Source organism: Aeromonas aquatilis (assembly GCF_054052405.1).
Genome location: NZ_JBSTYP010000027.1, coordinates 23,845 through 43,381, shown reverse-complemented (window position 1 = coordinate 43,381; position 19,537 = coordinate 23,845). Strand labels below are relative to the sequence as shown.

The 19,537-nt window shown below is 59.7% G+C and carries 17 protein-coding genes; 11 read left to right on the top strand and 6 right to left on the bottom strand.

The annotated features are described in order from the left end of the window. Nucleotides 1-17: 17 nt before the first annotated feature. The 4 genes from ACW5W8_RS12540 to ACW5W8_RS12525 all read left to right on the top strand — a co-directional run bounded on the left by ACW5W8_RS12540 (nt 18) and on the right by ACW5W8_RS12525 (nt 3,114). Nucleotides 18-410: an MAPEG family protein gene (locus ACW5W8_RS12540; protein ID WP_498628163.1), complete on the top strand. Its 393-nt coding sequence runs from the start codon at nt 18-20 to the stop codon at nt 408-410. Nucleotides 411-597: 187 nt separating this feature from the next. Then, on the top strand, nt 598-1,902 hold the full coding sequence (locus ACW5W8_RS12535) for an inosine/guanosine kinase (protein WP_498628162.1): 1,305 nt from the start codon (nt 598-600) through the stop codon (nt 1,900-1,902). 180 nt (nt 1,903-2,082) lie between these two features. Then, nucleotides 2,083-2,445, top strand: a complete 363-nt coding sequence (locus ACW5W8_RS12530; protein ID WP_005337077.1) for a DUF2750 domain-containing protein — start codon at nt 2,083-2,085, stop codon at nt 2,443-2,445. Nucleotides 2,446-2,619: 174 nt separating this feature from the next. Continuing rightward, on the top strand, nt 2,620-3,114 hold the full coding sequence (locus ACW5W8_RS12525) for a hypothetical protein (protein ID WP_042055706.1): 495 nt from the start codon (nt 2,620-2,622) through the stop codon (nt 3,112-3,114). On the opposite strand, the gene ACW5W8_RS12520 is transcribed toward ACW5W8_RS12525, so the two are convergent. After that, complete coding sequence (locus tag ACW5W8_RS12520; RefSeq protein ID WP_498628161.1) at nt 3,077-4,717, bottom strand: EAL domain-containing protein; 1,641 nt, start codon at nt 4,715-4,717, stop codon at nt 3,077-3,079. The two genes, ACW5W8_RS12525 and ACW5W8_RS12520, sit on opposite strands and share 38 nt — an antisense overlap. Nucleotides 4,718-4,906: 189 nt before the next feature. Between ACW5W8_RS12520 and glgC the strand changes: the two genes are divergently transcribed. Further along, on the top strand, nt 4,907-6,181 hold the full coding sequence (gene glgC / locus ACW5W8_RS12515) for a glucose-1-phosphate adenylyltransferase (protein WP_005337070.1): 1,275 nt from the start codon (nt 4,907-4,909) through the stop codon (nt 6,179-6,181). Nucleotides 6,182-6,265: 84 nt separating this feature from the next. On the opposite strand, the gene ACW5W8_RS12510 is transcribed toward glgC, so the two are convergent. Continuing rightward, complete coding sequence (locus ACW5W8_RS12510; RefSeq protein ID WP_498628160.1) at nt 6,266-8,263, bottom strand: hypothetical protein; 1,998 nt, start codon at nt 8,261-8,263, stop codon at nt 6,266-6,268. Nucleotides 8,264-8,458: 195 nt separating this feature from the next. Then, nucleotides 8,459-9,010 carry a lipoprotein gene (locus ACW5W8_RS12505; protein ID WP_110303875.1) on the bottom strand — a complete coding sequence of 184 codons (552 nt, stop codon included), beginning with the start codon at nt 9,008-9,010 and terminating at the stop codon, nt 8,459-8,461. A gap of 294 nt (nt 9,011-9,304) precedes the next feature. On the opposite strand from ACW5W8_RS12505, the gene ACW5W8_RS12500 reads away from it, so the two are divergent. Next, on the top strand, nt 9,305-10,024 hold the full coding sequence (locus ACW5W8_RS12500) for a hypothetical protein (protein ID WP_498628180.1): 720 nt from the start codon (nt 9,305-9,307) through the stop codon (nt 10,022-10,024). 12 nt (nt 10,025-10,036) lie between these two features. On the opposite strand, the gene ACW5W8_RS12495 is transcribed toward ACW5W8_RS12500, so the two are convergent. From ACW5W8_RS12495 to ACW5W8_RS12485, 3 genes are all read right to left on the bottom strand, one after another. Next, a complete protein-coding gene (locus ACW5W8_RS12495; RefSeq protein WP_498628159.1) occupies nt 10,037-10,498 on the bottom strand; it encodes a DUF2919 domain-containing protein in 462 nt (153 codons plus the stop codon). Between the two features lie 148 nt (nt 10,499-10,646). Further along, on the bottom strand, nt 10,647-11,594 hold the full coding sequence (gene corA, locus ACW5W8_RS12490; protein ID WP_005337059.1) for a magnesium/cobalt transporter CorA: 948 nt from the start codon (nt 11,592-11,594) through the stop codon (nt 10,647-10,649). Between the two features lie 292 nt (nt 11,595-11,886). Then, complete coding sequence (locus ACW5W8_RS12485; RefSeq protein WP_498628158.1) at nt 11,887-13,530, bottom strand: electron transfer flavoprotein-ubiquinone oxidoreductase; 1,644 nt, start codon at nt 13,528-13,530, stop codon at nt 11,887-11,889. Between the two features lie 169 nt (nt 13,531-13,699). Here ACW5W8_RS12485 and ACW5W8_RS12480 point away from each other — a divergent pair, with 169 nt between their 5' ends. The 5 genes from ACW5W8_RS12480 to aroG all read left to right on the top strand — a co-directional run bounded on the left by ACW5W8_RS12480 (nt 13,700) and on the right by aroG (nt 19,491). Next, the gene (locus ACW5W8_RS12480; protein ID WP_498628157.1) at nt 13,700-14,467 is read left to right on the top strand and encodes an electron transfer flavoprotein subunit beta/FixA family protein; all 768 of its coding nucleotides are present in this window, start codon (nt 13,700-13,702) and stop codon (nt 14,465-14,467) included. Continuing rightward, the gene (locus tag ACW5W8_RS12475) at nt 14,464-15,390 is read left to right on the top strand and encodes an electron transfer flavoprotein subunit alpha/FixB family protein (protein ID WP_498628156.1); all 927 of its coding nucleotides are present in this window, start codon (nt 14,464-14,466) and stop codon (nt 15,388-15,390) included. The genes ACW5W8_RS12480 and ACW5W8_RS12475 overlap by 4 nt, the downstream gene beginning before the upstream one ends. A gap of 225 nt (nt 15,391-15,615) precedes the next feature. Beyond that, nucleotides 15,616-16,704, top strand: coding sequence for a 3-phosphoserine/phosphohydroxythreonine transaminase (serC, locus tag ACW5W8_RS12470; RefSeq protein WP_498628155.1), 1,089 nt, complete (start codon nt 15,616-15,618; stop codon nt 16,702-16,704). 227 nt (nt 16,705-16,931) lie between these two features. After that, nucleotides 16,932-18,215, top strand: coding sequence for a 3-phosphoshikimate 1-carboxyvinyltransferase (gene aroA, locus ACW5W8_RS12465; RefSeq protein WP_005351267.1), 1,284 nt, complete (start codon nt 16,932-16,934; stop codon nt 18,213-18,215). A gap of 220 nt (nt 18,216-18,435) precedes the next feature. Next, a complete protein-coding gene (aroG, locus tag ACW5W8_RS12460; RefSeq protein ID WP_227096384.1) occupies nt 18,436-19,491 on the top strand; it encodes a 3-deoxy-7-phosphoheptulonate synthase AroG in 1,056 nt (351 codons plus the stop codon). Nucleotides 19,492-19,537 lie beyond the last annotated feature (46 nt).

Genomic DNA, 19,537 nt, shown 5'->3' with positions numbered 1-19,537 from the left:
AAACAAGGAGTCGAGTCATGGTACATATCACGCTGATTTATGCAGGTCTGCTGGGGCTGCTGTTTCTGGGGCTCTCCTTCTGGGTGGTCAGACGCCGCGCCCAGTTCGGGGTGATGATAGGGCAGGGGGAAGCCCCCGAGCTGCTGGCGGCGATCCGGGCCCACGGCAATTTTGCCGAGTATGTGCCGCTGACCCTGCTGCTGATGGCGCTGTGCGAGCTCTCCGGTGCCGGTGCGCTCTGGCTGCATGCGGGTGGTGCCATGCTGTTGGTCGGCCGCATCCTGCATGCCATCGGCATCCAGATCCCCAAAGCCCCCAATGCGTCCCGTTTTCTGGGCACCTTGCTGTTCTGGCTCGCCCTCGGACTCTTCTCGCTGCTGGCCCTGTTGCAGGGCGTTGCGGCACTCTGAACGCTGGCCGCATTTTTGTACTTCAGAACCACCCCGGGCGGGGTGGTTTTTTTATGCTGAAAAGGCAAACGTTTTTCCTTGCAAGCCTTGTCTATACTGACTCCATTATTTAAACAGGGCGACTTTTCGGGGCGGTGGATTGTGTTAAAATCCCGCCCCTCTTTCCCCCAGAGCACAGAACATTGCCATGAAATTTCCCGGTCAGCGCAAGTCCAAACATTACTTCCCTGTCGACAGACGCGATCCCCTGGTTCCGCAAAATCCCCTGTTAACCGAACTGGGCAAAGCCTACGTCGTCGGGATTGATCAGACCCTGGTTGATATCGAAGCCCATGTGGATGAAGCGTTTCTGACCCGTTATGGTCTGAGCAAGGGGCACTCCGTCGTCATCAACGATGACGTGGCCGAACGTATTTATGACGAGCTCAAGGCCAACAACATGGTGGTGAGCGAGTTTGCCGGCGGCACCATCGGCAACACGGTACACAACTACTCGGTACTGGCCGATTCCCACTCCATCCTGTTGGGTGTGATGAGCCAGGACATTCGCATCGGCTGCTACGCCTATCGCTATCTGTGCAACACCTCTTCCCGCGTCAATCTGGACTATCTGCAGCCGGTTGATGGCCCCATCGGTCGTTGCTTCACCTTCATCACCGAGTGTGGCGAGCGCAGCTTCGGCATCAACGCCGGCAAGATGAACCAGCTGGATGTGCAGCACATTCCGGAAGAGGTGATCAAGGGGGCATCTGCGCTGGTGATCACCGCCTATCTGGTGCGTGGTGACGATGGTGATCCGATGAAAGAGGCGGCCATGACCGCAGTGCGTTATGCCCGCGAGGCCGGTATTCCCGTGGTGCTGACCCTGGGCACCCGTTTCGTCATCGACGAAAACCCCCAGTGGTGGCGCGACTTCATTGCCGAGAACGTGACTGTGCTGGCGATGAACGAAGACGAAGGTGAAGCCCTGACCGGCATCGCAGATCCGCTCGGTGCGGCCGACAAGGCGCTCGACTGGGCCGACATGGTGCTCTGTACTGCTGGCCCCATCGGCCTCTACATGGCGAGCTACACCGATGAGGACTACAAGCGCGAGACCACTCATACCCTGCTGCCCGGCGTTATCCCCGAGTTCAACATGTATGAGTTCAGCCGCCCGATGGCCCGCGCCAAGTGCCGCAAACCGGCCCGTATCTACTCCCACATCTCCCCGTATATGGGTGGCCCGGAGAAGATCAAGAACACCAACGGGGCAGGGGATGGCGCCCTTTCCGCCGTGCTGCACGACATGGTCGCCAACTCCTATCACCGGATGAATGTGCCCAACTCCGCCAAGCACATCTCCGAGTTCCTGACCTACTCCTCACTGGCCCAGGTGTGCAAATACGCCAACCGCGTCAGCTACGAGGTGTTGGCCCAGAGCAGCCCCCGTCTCTCCCGCGGTTTGCCGGAGAAAGAGGACAGCCTGGAAGAGGTTTACTGGGAGCGTTGATCTCCTGAATCTGCAAGACGCCTCCATCGGGAGGCGTTTTTGCAGGCAAATATGGGTTATCCCGGCTTTTTTCCCGGAATAACCCCAATATGCTTGAGTCCATGTCACTTTTGCGACACCATTTGGCCATCGTATTGTCGCCCGACAATACCGCAGCACCCGAAAGAAAGAGAGAACCCCATGAGCATGCTTAACGACAACCTTGACGCCAATTTCCAACTGTTTATCGAACAAGTCCGCGAGTCGGGTCAGGTGTGGGGTCTGCGCTATGGGGAAGACTGGGTCGTCTGCCGCTCCGCCGAATTTGAAGATGCCGACGTGATGCCGCTCTGGTCTGCCGAAGAGGACGCCCGTCTGCACTGCGTCGACGAGTGGGCCGATTACGAGCCGGAAGTGATCGATCTGGAAGAGTTTCTCGATATCTGGATCAACGATCTGGATGAAGACGATGTGCTGGTCGGCCCGAACTGGAACGCCGACCTGGAAGGCCAGGAGCTCGAACCCATCGAGCTGGCCAAGGCACTGGTTGAACTGGACGCCTGAAAGCGCCTCCATTGATGGCCTGAGCACACAGACCATCGGGACAAAGACCGGCACCCGTGAGGGTGCCGGTTTTTTTATGGTCGAATGGCCCGATTGATGAGTTAAAAGCCGATTTGCCTTTGCACCTGTCAAGGGGATGGTCCATCATCAACCTTTTGCCAAGGGAGGAGCGCCATGTTTGTATTCGACGTAACGGGAGCTGCGGGTGAGAAGGCCAGCATTAGGGTGCAGGCACTGGATTGGGCGCAAGCCGGGCCTGTGACCTTCCAGTGCGATGACGATCAGCTGGCGGTCGTGCTCCTGAGCGGTTGTCGTTGCGATGCAGTGGGCTTTTTCAATCTGTTGGCGGGGTGCAAACCGCTTTATATAGAGCAGTGGCTCAGTTACCTGCAGGAGAGTGGCCGCATTGGCAAGTGGAGTCACCAGACCGAGAGTCCCGCCGATGGGGACTATCTGGCCAGAGCCGGTCTGGAGCACGATGAACTCAATACCTTGCTTGGCCAGGTCTATCAGGTGGCGGGGTTCAATCGCCTGCAAATCAACCGTTACCTCAAGAACCGCCACAACCCCACCACCCTAGCGACCCGGTACGATCAGAAAGAGCTGGAGCGCTATCGCCAGCTCAATGACATCATTCTGACCCTTTTGAAGCTGAAGCATCCTCAGTAAAGAGCCCCAGCTGGCTGATATCCGGTCGCAGTGGTTGCGGCCGGGCGATCAGATAGCCCTGCAAGCCATCCACGTACATCCCCTGCAACAGTTGTTTCTGACCAAGCTGTTCTACCCCCTCTGCAATGACCTGACACCCCATCCGATGTGATACATCGACGATCATCCGCACGAACTGCTGGTTGGTCTGATCCTGCTCCAACCCGGTGATCAGGGCAGGATCGAGCTTGATGTAGTCGGGCTTGAGCTCGCGAAACAGGGTAAAGGAGCCGATCCCCTTGCCGAAGTTGGCGATGGCCGAGCGACTGCCGTTGCGGCGCAGCAGTTCAAACACCCGCTTGGCGCCGGTCAGGTTGCGTTCCAGATGCTCTTCATCCAGTTCGAACACCAGATTGGCGCTGGTATTGGGATCTTTGAGCAGCTGGCGGTCAAGCCAGATCAGGAAGGCGCTGTTTTGCAGCAGGTTGGGGGAGAGGTTGATCCCCCAGCGACTCTGGTTGGCACCAAAGGCCCGGTACTGGCGCATGATATGGGTAATGACCAGCTGCTCCAGCCGCATCACCATATCCAGCCGCTGCGCCATGGCAAACAGGGTGTCGGTGGGCAGGGCTGTGCCGTCGCTGCCGCTGAAGCGGGTGTAGATCTCGTTGTAAGCCAGCATGCTGCGGTGCAGGGGCTGGATCGGCTGATAGGTAAAGCTAAGGCGCTCCTGCGCCAGTACTTCGGTCAGCACGTCGCGCCAGTGATGTTGCCCCTGCAGCTCGGAGGCGCTGTCATCTTGCTGGATAGCCCAGCCGTTGATGGTTTCGGTCTGGGCGCGAGCCAGCGCCAGGTCCGCTCTGGCCAGCACGGCTTCAATTTTCTGGCCGCTGCTGAGCTTGGTCAGCCCCGAGTAACCGGTGCTCTCCAGCTCGTGTTGATCCTGATAGTGATCGAAGGCCACCTTCAAATCCTGCCCCAGCAGATGGGGAGGAATATTGGCCACCGGTTGCACCAGCACGGCGAAATCAGCCCCCGAAATGCGGTAGACCTGATTGCCCGGGAAGCGGCTTACCACCCGCTTGATAAGGGCCGCCATGTCCTTGATGTAGGCATCACCAGACTGGAAGCCGCGTTGGGCGTTGATCTTGCCAAGCTCGGTGGCACGGATCAGCACCAGGGTCGCGGTCTGGGTGTCCTGATCCCGCTGCAGCAACTCGGTCATGTCGCGGCGAAACGCGTGGCGGTTGAGTAGCTGGGTCAGCTCGTCGGTGGTGGCCAGATTGCTGAGCTCGGTTAGCTGGCGATGAGCGCTCTGCTCGGCACTTTCGAACTGCTCCAGCAGCTGTTGCAGCACCTCCTGGGAGGCGGGCTCATCGAGTTGTGAGGGATCCCGCCCCCTGATCGCCTTGAGCCAGGTTAGCTCCTGATGCTGGAGCATGCCATCCATGGTGCGGATGGCCAGCATCAACAGCAGGATCATGCCAAGCAGTGTGGTGGCCAGAATAATGGCCAGGGTGAGCGGTGTGCTCTGAAGGGCCAACCAAACTGCTTGCAGGAGCAGCAGGGGTATGGTCACTATGGTGGCGATGAGAAACAGGGAACGTCCGAGCTTGTGAACCATCTTGTCATCCTTGAAGTGGCTGCTTTATGGGGGAATTTTAACCAAGCTGGCGGATCAAAGCATGCTATTCCTCGCAACTTGGTTAAAAGGGTCAATTGGGATCGGTTAAATGTGAGTGAAACCACTTTCACAGCTACCGAATCAGGCGAAGATGAGTTGAAAATAGATCAAACAAGGCAGAGGTAAATCATGTTGTTAGAGCCCGAAAATAGTGCCAAAGCACGACAATTACTGAACCAGAGTATGGCACTGGTGCTGGCAGGAGGGCGTGGCAGTCGCCTGAAACAGTTGACCGACAACCGCGCCAAGCCTGCCGTCCATTTCGGTGGCAAATTCCGGATCATTGATTTTGTGCTCTCCAACTGTATCAACTCGGGGATCCGCCGGGTTGGTGTAGTCACCCAATACAAATCCCACAGCCTGCTGCGTCACCTGCAATCGGGCTGGTCCTTCCTGCGTTACCAGATGAACGAATTCATCGACCTGCTCCCTGCCCAGCAACGGGTGGACGAGGTGCACTGGTATCGCGGCACCGCCGATGCCATCTATCAGAACGTCGATATCATCCGTGACTACGGCCCCAAATACCTGGTGGTGCTGGCGGGGGATCACATCTACAAGATGGATTACGCTGCCATGCTGCTCGACCATGTGCGCCTCGGCGCCAAGGTGACGGTCGCCTGTATCGAGGTGCCGCGGGCCGAGGCATCGGCCTTCGGGATCATGGATATCGACGAGCAGCGCAAGATCCGCGCCTTCGTCGAAAAACCGGCCAATCCGCCCGCCATGCCGGGTTGCGAAGATCGCTCGCTGGCCTCCATGGGGATCTATATCTTCGAGGCGGAGTACCTCTACCAACTGCTGGAGGAGGACATTCACAATCAGGACTCCAAGCACGACTTCGGGATGGACGTGATCCCCCGCATCGTGGAGGAGGGGATGGCATTTGCTCACCCCTTCAACATGTCCTGTGTCGGGGCGCGCGAGGGGCAAAAGCCCTATTGGCGTGACGTGGGTACGCTGGACTCGTTCTGGGAAGCGAACATGGATCTCGCCTCCGTGCTGCCCGAGCTCGATATCTACGATCAGAACTGGCCTATCTGGACCAGCCAGACCCTGACGCCACCGGCCAAGTTTGTGCAGGACCGCAATGGCCAGCACGGCATGACCATCAACTCCATGTTCTCGGGCGGCACCATCGTCAGCGGGTCGTTTGTGCTTAACTCGGTGCTCTTTACCAATGTGCGGGTGCACTCCTTCTGCACCCTGGATCAGGCCATCATCTTCCCCGGGGTCGAGATTGGCGCCGGTTGCCGTCTGCGCCGGGTGGTGGTGGACAAGGGATGTGTGCTGCCCGATGGGCTGGTGGTGGGCGAGAATGCCGATGAGGATAGCCGCCGCTTCTACCGCTCCGAGCAGGGGATTGTGCTGGTGACAAAGGAGATGCTGGACAAGCTGGTTTGAGGAAGGCCCTTGAAACTGTATCAGACGCTGTAATGCAAAGGGAGCCAAACTGGCTCCCTTTTTCATGCTGGTGAATGGCGAGGATTATTCGCTAACCACCGCTTTGGCGGCCATCACCATGGCGGTGCCGTGCTTGCCACCGGCGGCGGCCACTTGCGGTACGCCATCTTCATCGGTGTCGCTGCCGGCACCTTCGATGATGTTCTCGCCGGAGTCACCGATCCACTCGGCCATCTGCATGCCACCGTTGACGGTGCCACGGAACCAGCTGACGTACTGACCGGTCAGCTTGGCCAGCTCCAGCTCGGGGGCCTTCTCGGCCCCTTCGTTGCGCAGGTTCAGCATGGCAGAGCGCAGGGCGCCGGAGATGGCAGCCTGGGTCCAGGGAGTGTATTCACCCTGTTTACCCGCCAGCCAGGTGCCTGCCTTGGCATTGAAGTAGGCCTTGTCGGCGGCGATAAACAGCTCGCGGGCGGCGGTGCGGTACTTGGCATCGGAGGTGGCGAGGAACGCAGCCGTCAGACCACGGATGGCGGCAAACTGCGCATCGATGGAGTGACCGGCATCGAGCTTGCCACTCAGGGTGATGCCGTCATGCACCAGACCATTTTTGCCCTTGAGGTTGGCAAGGATGAAATCGGCCTGTTTGCGGATCAAGTCGAGCGCCTCTTGACCCTGCTTGGTCTTGAGGTTCAGCTCGCCATTGTCACCGGCGGCGTAACCGACCGGCAGCGCATCCTGAGCGCGCTGGAAGATCTGCAGGGCGACCAGTGCGTAAGCAGCGTCAAAGGTGGTGACGTGCTTGCCCTGTTTGCCTGCCTGCCAGCTGTCAACCAGGGTGCCAGCCTTGGTATCAAAGTGCAGGGCCGCCAGGTTCTTGAAGGTGAGGTTTGAGAGATTGATCGCCAGCGAGAAGGCATCGCTGCCCGCGACCGCTTTGCCCAGATCATTGGCCTTGTTGGCAGCCGGTGCGGCGGCAAATGGCGCGCCGTCAAACACGGCGTGGAAGGCCGGGTTCTGGTTGGTGTTGGCGCTGCGCTGATCGCTGAAGGCATAGAACTCGGAGAGCGGCCACAGCATCATCCAGGCATCGCGCAGCTGGGCGGAGCCATCCACCACCTCCAGCTTGCCGATGGCACCGACGTCGTTGTTGCTGGTCTCGGTCACTTTCACCTGATGGGGGAAGTAGATGACGCCCTTGGCCGGATCGTACTGCGGGGTGATCTTGGCGCCCAGCTGCTTGCCGTCAAAGCCGAGCTGACCCTGCAGGATGGCCAGCTTGTCGATGGACTGCTCGGTCAGCATCATGCCGTTGAAGCCGTCGGCGGCAGAGACGCCCAGCTTGTGCTTGCCGTCCTGATCCATGGTGGCGGACGCGGCTTCCACCTCTTCATCGGTCTCGGCCACGTGCATGCCGCCAAGGAAGTCCTGGGACCACATCACCTCTTTGAGTAGGATGCCGCCCACGGCCGCCGGCACCAGCAGATTGTCGCTGCCGCTCCAGCGCAGGGTGCTGTAGTCACGGAAGTAGGCGGGCACCTGGGTCTTGACGGTTTTCTCGGTCCCTTTGGCGGTCTTGATGGTGATCTGATCGCCATTGACCGGGGTGGCGTTGACGGCCTGGGCAAACTCCGGATTGGCGGAGGCGTAGGGCAGGGAGAGGGGATACATACCCTGCGGCACTTCATCAGCCGGGAAGCCAACGGCGTCGGCCATGGCCAGAACCCGTTGCCCCAGAGAGGCCATGGTGCCGCCACGGGCCAGGTTTTGCGGCCCGTTCACCAGATGTGGGCCCATGCCGGATTGGTAGTTGAGGGCGTACATCGCCTCTTCGGAGTATTCGTAGGATTCGATGCCGGCAGCGAAGTCGAACGGAGTCGGCTCATCGGCACGGTTGGCATCCAGCACATCCAGATCCAGCCCCAGCGCTTCGGCCAGCGGCTCACCGGAGAGCTCGAATTCGGTATAGGCCAGCATGTTGGCGGCGGTATTGAATGTCTTGTCTTCGATTTTGATGGCAGCGTGCGCGGCGCCGCTGATCAGTGCGCAGGCGATCGCCTGAACCAGTACGCTTTTTCTCATGTCCCTTCTCACCATTGGTTTTATTATTGATGCTTCTCATGACGAATCTAAATGAGAATGGTCTGCATTATGCTGTGTTGAAAGGGACTTGAGAAGTAAAAAACCGCCCAGATCGGCAGCACGTTAAACCGGATGCGGGCTGTCGAAGAGGACGGTTATCTGTTTATTGCGATGAAAGTGCCAGTGCGGCAGCGATCAGAGCAGCTTGAACGGGATGACCAGACGGCCCGGCTCTACCTTGAGGGCTTCGACCTTCTCCTTGATCCTGGCTTCGTTCTTGCGGCTGCTGTCGAGGCGGTAGACCGGGGTCTGCGACAGGAACAGGGAGAGCGACTGATTGAAGGTGGGCAGCAGCGGGGTGAGGGCTGCCCCGATATCGGCCGGCTCGGTCTTGACCGAGACCAGCTCAAGGTCGCGCAGATAGATGGCGCCTTGATCGGCCACATAGTCCGGGCGGGCGCTCAGGGCAAAGCGGATCTTCATCTGCTGGCTGCCAAGGGGGCTGCTCACCTGCAGGTCGCCAGCGGCGTCCAGCTCGATGCGATCTGCTTGTTTGCGGCCGATACGGCTCTGCATCTTATCCAGACGGATCTTGCTCGACATGATGCCGGGGATCCCCAGCTGTTTTTCAAAAGAGACCTGATCTTTGAGGTACTGGTTGATTTCGGCCTCGCTGACATTGTACTGGGTCAGGGAGCAGGCCCCCAGCAGCAGGGCGAGGGGGAGTAACAACAGCTGTTTCAACATGATGGATTCCACTTGGGCAACTATGATGGCGCTATCTTACGCGATAACGGGCGTGGAATGAGAGCCTCATACCGTGGGAAATCACGGAGTTGCTGCATTCCCGATTGTTTTTTGGCAACCGCCGGGTTCATCATCGACGAGTGAGCGGAATAGGGCTGAGCTGTTGACTGCGGGCGGTGTTTACACCTGAGCAGAGAGAAGAGAACAGAGAGCGAGAAGAGCAAAGAGAACGAGGAGAGCGTAATGGTTCGGATGGGCAAGGTTGGCCGCAGGGCGCTGTTGTGGCTTGGCTGCATGATGGGACTCTGGAGCCCGTCGCTGTGGGCCGAGGTGAAAGTGATCCCGGTCTTCGAGGCGCAGGCGGCGGTGCAGACCCTCAAGGAGATCTATCCCCGGCTTGGGGTCAGCGCCATGGGTAATCAGCTGGTGCTGAGCGGGACGCCAGCCCAGCTGCAGGAGGCCGAAGCCACGCTGGCGCAGATCAACCAGCCACCGCAAAGCCTGCTTATCGAGTGGCGGGTGGATGGTGCCGCCAGCGGTCAGCAACTGGGGGGCTCAATCAGTCGCGACGAGGCCAAGCGGCAGTGGCTGGTCGATGGCAACGCCCGGCAGTACCAGCGCAGCCAGAACGACAGCTGGCAGGTGCGCGGGCTGTCGGGTCGTCCCGTGCTGCTGCAGATGGGCTCCTATCAGCCGGTCACCTTCTATCAGTGGAACGGGGGCGCCGTGGTAGGGATGATGCCGCTGGTGAACGGCCTCTATGCCACGGCCACCTTGATTGGCGATCGGGTGCAGATTGCGCTGAGCAGCGAACAGGCGAGGCTGGATCAAGGCACCATCAATCGTGGGCAGAGTGCCACCGAGGTGAGCGGGGCCCCGGGCCAGTGGCTGACGGTGGGAGAGCTTTCGACCAGCTCGGCAGATCAGGGGAGTAGCCTCGGCACCCAGCTACAGGGCGGGCGAGGCAGCCAGAGCGAGCGCCAGACCCTACAGATCCGGGTCACTCGTCAATAGGTGTCAGCCCCGTCAGTGGGGCTGATCTGCGGCATATTCCCGCAGCTGGCGACTGCGCAGCAGATACCAGAGCGCCCAGAGGCTGGCGACCAGCACCAGTGCGGTGGGCCAGCTGAATGACCACTTCTGCAGATTGAGGCTGTGCAACTGCATCAGCAGACCGCTGACGGCAGAGCAGAGCAGCAGCAACGGGCTGTGGCGCCGGAGTCTGGCGCGAATGCTCTGGGTCTGCTGATAGGTGCCCCCGCAGGCGAGCAACACCAGCATAGCGGGTACGTCGGTCAGCAGGCTGATGTAGAGGGTGATCTTGTCCGGATAAAAGAGGGTCAGGATCTCGCTGCCGCTCTCGCGGGTGACCCCTGCCATCAGAAAGAGCCAGACCGAGCGGGTCAGCAACAAGGCGATGGGCCAGAACCAGAGGGGCGGGCGCAACTGGCCGTGATCGTCATATCGGTGTTCGGGGTAGAGGGTCATGGTTGCCCGTTAGCCACTTGAATTGAGTGATGAAGGGGATATGGGGCGACGAAGCGCCCTTTGCAAGGCGTTGGGCGTGGCGCAAATTAATCGGGGGGCCATGCCCCCCAATCGGTTTATTCAGGTATCGCAGCGCGCGTCGGTAGCGTTACAGCCAGCCTTTGCGCTTGAAGAAAAGGCCGGTGCCGAGCGATGACATCACCATCAGCACCAGTGACATGGGATAACCATACTCCCAGGCGAGCTCCGGCATGCGACCGAAGTTCATACCGTAGATGCTGGCAATCAGGGTTGGCGGCAGGAAGATCACGGCGGCTACCGAGAAGATCTTGATCACCTTGTTCTGCTCCAGATTGGTCACCCCCATGGAGGCCTCCAGCTGGAAGTTGATCTTGTCGAACAGGAACTGGGTGTGGGGCAAGAGAGATTCCACGTCGTGCAGCATCTCGTCAATCCACTTGTTCTGCTCAAGGCTCATGCGCTGGCGCAGGCTGCGTTTGAGGAAGCGCAAGGCGCGGCGGGTATCGTGCAGGGAGAGACGGATCTGGCCGTTGGCCTCTTCCTGCGCCATCAACTCTTTCAGCATGGGGTTGATCTGATCCGGCTCGAAGATCTGATCGGCGGTGTTTTCCAACGTCTTGTAACCATCTTCGATAAGATCGGAGAGGTACTCCACCTTGAGGTTTTGCACCTCCAGCAGGATGTCGAGGGCATCCTCCACCTCCAGCCGATCCTGGCGCATATAGTGGCGCAGCAGGCGAACCAGACCGATGTCATCTTCACGAATGCTGATCAGCAGGTTGTTGCGCAGGGTAAAAGAGACGTGGACACCCTTGGTGTCACGACCGATCCGCTGGGGAAACAGGGAGTGAATGTGCAGACCATCGGTATCCCAGTAGAAACGGGCGGATGCCTCGATGTCGTCGAGCTCTTCCTTGTCGGGAACCTCTTCCAGGAACAGGCCCGTCAACCATTCTCGCTCTGCCGTGTCCGGCTTGTAGGCATCCAGCCAGACCGTGTTGTCAGGTACTATGTCGTCAGGCCCGAGCGTGACTATGTCCAGCACCTTGTTGTTGAGAATGTAGGCGGTGATCATCTGTCCCCCCTTAAAAAGTCATGGGTAATCAGGGATGGTTGCACAGGTCATGCGGCCTTAGATCGCTGCAGAAGGCGATCCCGTGGATAAGCAGATCGGGCCGATGGAAAACCTGAATGCGGCGAACTATACAGGGGCGGGCCGCGCTTGTCAGGGGCTATTCATCAGGGATTCAGCCTGTTTGTTTAAAAAAACAGCGAGGTCGGATCACCTGAGCGGCCGTACGGGGTAGAACCCGCTTTTGGCAGGGGGGAGGATGGCTGAGGCTGCTTGTTGCCGCTGCCCCGCTTCATCACATATTCGGATAATTGGGCCCGGCACCTCCCTGTGGCGGTGTCCAGATGATATTTTGACTGGGATCTTTAATGTCACAGGTCTTGCAGTGAATACAGTTGGCTGCGTTGATTTGCAGTTTGGCCGCGCCTTCCATGTCCAGTACTTCAAACACCCCTGCCGGGCAGTAGCGTTGAGCGGGTTCGGCCCAGGTGGGCAGATTGACCTCGACCGGAATGCGCTCGTCCTGCAGCTTGAGGTGACAAGGCTGATCTTCATCGTGACTGGTGTTAGCCAGATACACAGACGAGAGCTTGTCAAAGCTCAGCTTGCCATCGGGTTTGGGATAAGTGATGGGCTCGCAGCGGCTGGCCACGCGTAGCTGACGGTAATCGTGAGCCTTATCGAGCAGTTTGAAGGGCGAGTTTGCGCCAAACAGCCGTTGCTCCAGCCAGTTGAAGGCACCGCCCAACCAGGGACCATAGCGGTGAAGCGCCGCGCCGAAGTTGCGCGCCGCCTTGAGTTCGCGGGCCAGCCAGCTCTGGTGCAGCTCGTCACCATACTGGGCCAGATCCCGGCCTCCCTCATCGCCCCCCCGCAGCGCCATCGCGACGGTTTTTGCCGCCAGCATGCCGGACTTCATGGCGATGTGGATCCCCTTGATGCGGGAAAAGTCGAGGGTGCCGGCATCGCAGCCGATCAGCAGGCCGCCGGGGAAGTGCATGCGGGGCAGGGCGTGCCAGCCCCCCTTGGTGATGGCGCGGGCGCCATAGCTGATGCGCTCGCCCCCTTGCAGCAGGTCGGCGATAAGAGGGTGATGTTTGAGGCGCTGGAATTCGTCGAACGGGCTGAGCCAGGGATTCTGGTAGTTGAGATCGACGATCAGCCCGACTGCCACCTGATCTCCCTCCATCTGATAGAGGTAGAAGCCACCGTGGCTATTGCCGCCCCCCTGCTTGCCAAGGGGCCAGCCACTACCGTGCAGCACCTGTCCTGCTTTGCCTTGGCCAGCAGGCAGTTGCCACAGCTCCTTGAAACCGATGGCATAGTGCTGGGGCTGGGCAGGGCTTGCCAGGTTGAAGTCGGAGATCAGCTGTTTGCCGAGATGGCCGCGGGCTCCCTCGGCAAAGAGGGTATAGCGGCCATAGAGCGCCATGCCGGGAACATGATCCGGTTTTGGATTGCCCGCGCGATCAAGTCCCAAATCGCCGGTGATCACCCCCTTGACCCTTCCCGCTTCCATGATAAGGTCGCTGGCGGTAAACCCCGGGTATATTTCGACTCCCAGTTTTTCCGCCTGTTGGCCAAGCCAGCGGCAGAGATTTCCGAGGCTGACGATGTGACAGCCCTCATTGTGCATCCGGGGTGGCACCGCCCAGGCGGGGAGTTGCAGTGAGCGTTGCTCGCTTTGCAGCAGATGAACCTGATCGTCGCTGACCGGCACGCCGAGCGGCGCTTGCTGCCAGCCATCCGGCAGCAGCTCTTGCAAGGCGACGGAATCAAACAGGGCGCCGGAGAGCAGATGGGCGCCAATTTCGGCCCCTTTCTCCAGCAGACAGACAGAGAGAGTGGCATCCTGCTGTTTCAGGGCGATGGCTGCACTGAGCCCCGCCGGACCGCCGCCGATGATGACGACATCAAATTCCATTGCTTCCCGTTCCATCTTGCCTCTGCGCTCTGGTTGGCCTAGGGTAATGCTGGTAGTTTACGTAAACGTAAAGCAGTTGTAAGCAAAGCTGAGCAAGAAAAAGCAAAAAATCAGGGAAGAGCGCACTGTAACAAACGCAGAGGCACACTAATGAATTCAATCCAAAGAGACGAGGCATGACCCCATGAAGCTGCTGGTCGCAATCAAACGGGTAGTCGACTACAACGTCAAGATCCGGGTGAAGGGAGACGGCTCCGACGTGGAGCTCGCCAATGTGAAGATGGGGATCAACCCCTTTTGTGAAATTGCGGTGGAGGAGGGGGTCAGGCTGCGGGAAGCGGGTATCGCCAGCGAGCTGGTGGTGGTGACCTTTGGCCCTGACGCTGCCGCCGAGCAACTACGCCATGGGCTGGCGCTGGGGGCGGATCGGGCGCTGCACTATATAACCGGTGAGAGTGTCGCCGATGAGACGCTCACCCCGCTGACTGTCGCCCGCGCCTTACACAAGGTGTGTGAGCAGGAGCAGCCTGATCTGGTGCTGCTCGGCAAGCAGTCCATCGATTCAGACAACAATCAGGTGGCCCAGATGCTGGCTGCCCTCAATGATTGGCCGCTGGCGACCTGCGCGTCCGCCCTCAAGGTGGAAGCGGGAGAGCTGCTGGTGACCCGCGAAATCGACGGTGGCCTCGAGACCCTCGGCATGCCGTTGCCTGCGGTGGTGAGCGCCGATCTGCGTTTGAATGAACCGCGCTTTGCTTCGTTGCCCAACATCATGAAGGCCAAGCGCAAGCCGCTTGATAGCGCCCCCTTCTCGACACTCGCCGTTGAGATGGCCAACCAGACCCGTTTGCTCGGGGTGATGGCGCCGCCAGCCCGCAGCGCCGGGATCAAGGTGGGCTCGGTGGACGAGCTGGTGGACAAACTCAAACACGAAGCGAAGGTGTTGCCATGAGCGTGCTGATCATTGCCGAACATCATCAGGGCCATCTGGCCGACAACGTGGCACAACTGGTGACCGTCGCCGTCTCCATCGGCGGTCAGGTTGACCTGCTGTTGCTCGGGCAGGGACTGACCGAGGCGGGTGCACAGGCGGCAGCTCTCGGCGGCGTCGACAAGGTGTTGCTTGCCGAACATCCCCTGCTGGCCGACGGGCTGCTGGATGGGGTGGACAAGCTGCTGGCCAGCTGGTGCGAAGGTTACAGCCACTGCCTGATGGCGGCGAGTGCCATGGGCAAGGCGCTGCTGCCACAGGTGGCGGCCCGGCTCGGGGTGGAGATGCTCTCCGAGGTGACGGCTATCGAGAGCAGCGACACCTTCCTGCGCCCCATCTATGCGGGCAATGCCATTGCCAGAGTGGCAAGCTCGGCGCCCGTCAAAGTGATGACGGTGCGGGCCACCGCGTTTGCCAAGGCGGCGACAGGCGGGCAGGCTCCCATCGAGCACTTGGCCGTGCCCGAATTCGCTGGCCGTACCCGGCTGGTCGAGCGCCGTGCGGTGCGCTCCAGCAGGCCCGAACTGACCGCCGCCCGGGTGGTTGTCTCCGGCGGCCGCGCCCTTGGTTCCAAGGCGCAGTTTGCCCTGATTGAGGTGCTGGCCGACAAGCTGGGCGGTGCCGTGGGGGCATCGCGAGCCGCTGTTGATGCGGGATATGTCGCCAACGATCTGCAGGTGGGACAGACCGGCAAGGTGGTGGCACCCGAGCTCTATATCGCGGTCGGCATTTCGGGGGCCATCCAGCATCTGGCGGGGATGAAGGAGTCGAAGGTGATCGTGGCCATCAACAAGGACAGCGACGCCCCCATCTTTCAGGTGGCAGACTACGGGCTGGTGGGGGATCTCTTCACCCTGCTGCCGGAGCTCACCGCCAAACTGTAAATTTGTCAGAAATGGCTGAGCTGTGGTCGTTTATGCGCTCTGCCCGCCATTTCTGTGCATGTTCCCTGCAAGCCCTGACCCGTTCAGGGCTTTTTCTACTGCAAGGGGGATGCAGAGTGACGGTAAAAGGTTGAGCCAGCTCCCAAAAAGCCTTTGATCCGCTGGCTGCTCTTGTGTAAAACCTGACAAGTCATCGATTACTCTCATCCACTCACGGAAAGCGTCATGAGCAAACAGATTTACAACTTCTGCGCCGGCCCCGCCATGCTGCCGGTTGAAGTCATGGAGCGCGCCCAGCGCGAATTTTGTAATTTTCAGGGGCTGGGAGCCTCGGTCATGGAGCTTTCCCATCGCGGCAAGCCCTACATGGCGGTTGCCGAGAAGGCCGAAGCTGATCTGCGCGAGCTGCTGGCGGTGCCGGAGAACTACAAGGTGCTCTTCATGCACGGTGGCGGCCGCGGTCAGTTCTCCGCCGTGCCCATGAACCTGCTGGGCGGGGCCAACAAGAAGGCGGACTTCCTGCTGACCGGTGTCTGGTCCCAGAGTGCTGTGGATGAAGCCAAAAAGTATGGCGATATCCAGACCTTCCAGGGGGTTGCCAAGAACGAGCAGGGGATCTCTCACCTGCTGCCGACCCCGGCGTTTCGCGCCGATGCGGCCTATGTTCACTACTGCCCGAATGAAACCATCGACGGCATTGAGATGTTCGACATCCCGGTCACCGGCGAGGTGCCGCTGGTAGCAGATCTCTCCTCCACCATTCTCTCCCGTCCTCTCGACGTCAGCCGCTTTGGCATCATCTATGCTGGTGCCCAGAAAAATATCGGGCCGTCCGGGCTTGCCATCGCCATCGTGCGCGATGACTTGCTGGATCAGGCAAGAGCCGATGTCCCCTCGATTTTCGACTACCAGCTCACTGCCAAGAACGACTCCATGTTCAACACGCCGCCCACCTACGCCTGGTATCTGGCCGGTCTGGTGTTCGAGTGGCTCAAGGAACAGGGTGGCCTCGAGGCGATGGAAGCGCGCAACAAGGAGAAGGCCGACTTCCTCTACGACTATCTCGATCAGTCGAGCTTCTACGGCAATCAGGTGGATGTCAGCTGCCGTTCGCGGATGAACATCCCGTTCCAGCTGAAAAATGCCGAGCTGGACAAGCAGTTCCTGGCCGAATCGGAAGCGGCCGGCCTGCTGGCCCTCAAAGGGCACCGCATCGTCGGTGGCATGCGCGCCAGCATCTACAACGCCATGCCGCTGGAGGGAGTGAAGGCTCTGGTGAGCTTTATGGATGGCTTTGCCAAGCGCCACGGCTGAAAAGAAAGTACATACGTGCTTGCTGGCGGCCTCTCGTGACAACTCGTGAGCCGCTTCCAGCTATTGCAGTGATTCAAGACGCCGGGGATACCTCGGCGTCTTTTTTTCAACAGAACCAGCGCGCTGGCGTTTGCCGTGCGATTTCCCCTGAAAGTGCCCTTGCCGAGCGGGACGCAGGCTGTTAACGTCCGGACAGGCGTTTATTTTTGAGATAGCACAGGAAGTCTATGAATTCGTTGCGTTTGGAACCCATTTCTCGTGTGGCCGGTGAGGTCAATCTGCCCGGCTCCAAGAGTGTCTCTAACCGTGCGCTGCTGCTGGCGGCGCTGGCTCGTGGCACCACCCGTCTGACCAACCTGCTCGACAGCGATGACATTCGTCATATGCTGGCTGCGCTGACCCAGCTCGGGGTCAAGTACAAGCTCTCCGCCGACAAGACCGAGTGTACTGTGCAGGGTCTGGGCCGCAGCTTCGCGGTGAAAGAGCCGGTCAATCTGTTCCTCGGCAACGCCGGTACTGCGATGCGACCGCTCTGCGCCGCGCTATGCCTCGGCTCCGGTGAATATACCCTGGGTGGCGAGCCGCGCATGGAAGAGCGTCCCATCGGCCATCTGGTGGATGCCCTGCGTGAAGCGGGTGCCCATATCCAGTACCTGAAACACGATGGTTATCCGCCGCTGGTGGTGGATGCCAAGGGGCTGTGGGGCGGCGATGTGCACGTCGATGGCTCCGTCTCCAGCCAGTTCCTGACCGCATTTTTGATGGCGGCGCCGATGGCGGCCGGTGATACCCGGATCCACATCAAGGGGGAGCTGGTCTCCAAGCCCTACATCGACATCACCCTGCACATCATGAAGCAGTTCGGGGTGGTCATCGAGCACGACAACTACAAGCTGTTCTATATCAAGGGCAACCAGACCTATATCAGCCCGGGTGATTTTCTGGTGGAAGGGGATGCCTCCAGCGCCTCCTACTTCCTCGCGGCGGGCGCCATCAAGGGCAAGGTGCGGGTCACCGGTATTGGCAAGCACAGCATTCAGGGTGATATCCACTTCGCCGACGTGCTGGAGAAGATGGGCGCGCGCATCACCTGGGGCGATGATTTTATCGAGGCGGAGCAGGCGCCGCTGCACGGAGTGGATATGGACATGAACCATATTCCCGATGCGGCCATGACCATCGCCGTTGCCGCGCTGTTTGCCGAGGGGCCGACTTCCATTCGCAATATCTACAACTGGCGGGTGAAAGAGACCGACCGTCTGCACGCCATGGCGACCGAGCTGCGCAAGCTGGGCGTCGAAGTGGAGGAGGGGCATGACTTTATCACCGTGACCCCGCCGACCCAGCTCAAGCATGCCGAGATCGATACCTACAACGATCACCGTATCGCCATGTGCTTCTCACTGGTGGCGTTGTCGGATACTCCGGTCACCATCAATGATCCCAAGTGCACCTCGAAGACCTTCCCGGATTACTTCGACAAGCTGGCCAGTATCAGCCAGCGTGGCTGATCACTGACAAACCCGTCATCACCGACGCTTCGGGCCCGCGCTGAGCGGGCCTTTTTGCCTTCCTCACCTGCATCGTCCTTTCGCCTAGCATCATTTCAATAACTTGCAAGATTGCTACGCAAAATAGTTTTGTGATTGCTGTAATTTCCTATTTACACATGCGCTGTCGCGGGCTATGTTGAGATTTCTTAATCGCAGTCATCTAGCAGGAAGCCTTGTCATGCAGCATCAAACCGACGACGTTCGTATCAGTGAAATCAAAGAGTTATTACCCCCGGTTGCGGTGCTTGAGAAGTTTCCGGCTACCGAGGTTGCCTCGTCTACCGTTTTTGAATCCCGTCAGGCCATTCACAATATCCTGGCCGGCGAAGATGAGCGTCTGCTGGTGGTGATTGGTCCTTGCTCCATCCACGATCCGGTGGCCGCGCTGGAGTACGGCAAGCGCCTCAAGGCGTTGCGTGACGAGCTGAAAGGTCAGCTGGAGATCGTGATGCGGGTCTACTTCGAAAAACCGCGCACCACGGTGGGCTGGAAGGGACTGATCAACGACCCGTACCTCGACAACAGCTGCAAGATCAACGACGGTCTGCGCATTGGTCGCAAGCTGTTGCTGGATCTCAACGACATGGGGCTGCCGACTGCCTCCGAGTTCCTCGACATGATCACCCCGCAATATGTGGCGGATCTGATGAGCTGGGGCGCGATCGGTGCCCGTACCACCGAATCCCAGGTACACCGCGAGCTGGCCTCCGGTCTCTCCTGCCCGGTGGGCTTCAAGAATGGCACTGACGGCACCATCAAGGTGGCCATCGATGCCATTGGCGCTGCCAGTGCGCCGCACCACTTCCTGTCGGTCACCAAATACGGTCACTCCGCCATCGTGGCGACCCGCGGCAACCCGGACTGTCACATCATTCTGCGTGGTGGTCGTGAGCCGAACTACAGCGCGGCCCATGTCAGCGAAGTTGTGAAGGGGCTGGAGAAGGCCGGTCTGCCCCAGAAGGTGATGATCGACTTTAGTCATGCCAACAGCAGCAAGCAGTTCAAGAACCAGATGGTGGTGGCCGAGGATGTGGCTGGCCAACTGCGTGCCGGCAGCAAGGCGGTGTTTGGGGTGATGGTGGAGAGCCATCTGGTAGAAGGCCGTCAGGATCTGGTGGAAGGGTGTGAACTCACCGTCGGCCAGAGCATCACCGATGCCTGTATCGGTTGGGCTGATACCGAAGTGTTGCTGCGCAACCTGGCGGATGCCGTCGCAACCCGTAACGCCCGCTAAAGTCATCCCGGCGGCGCCGTTAATATCAGCGCGCCGCTGGAACAGC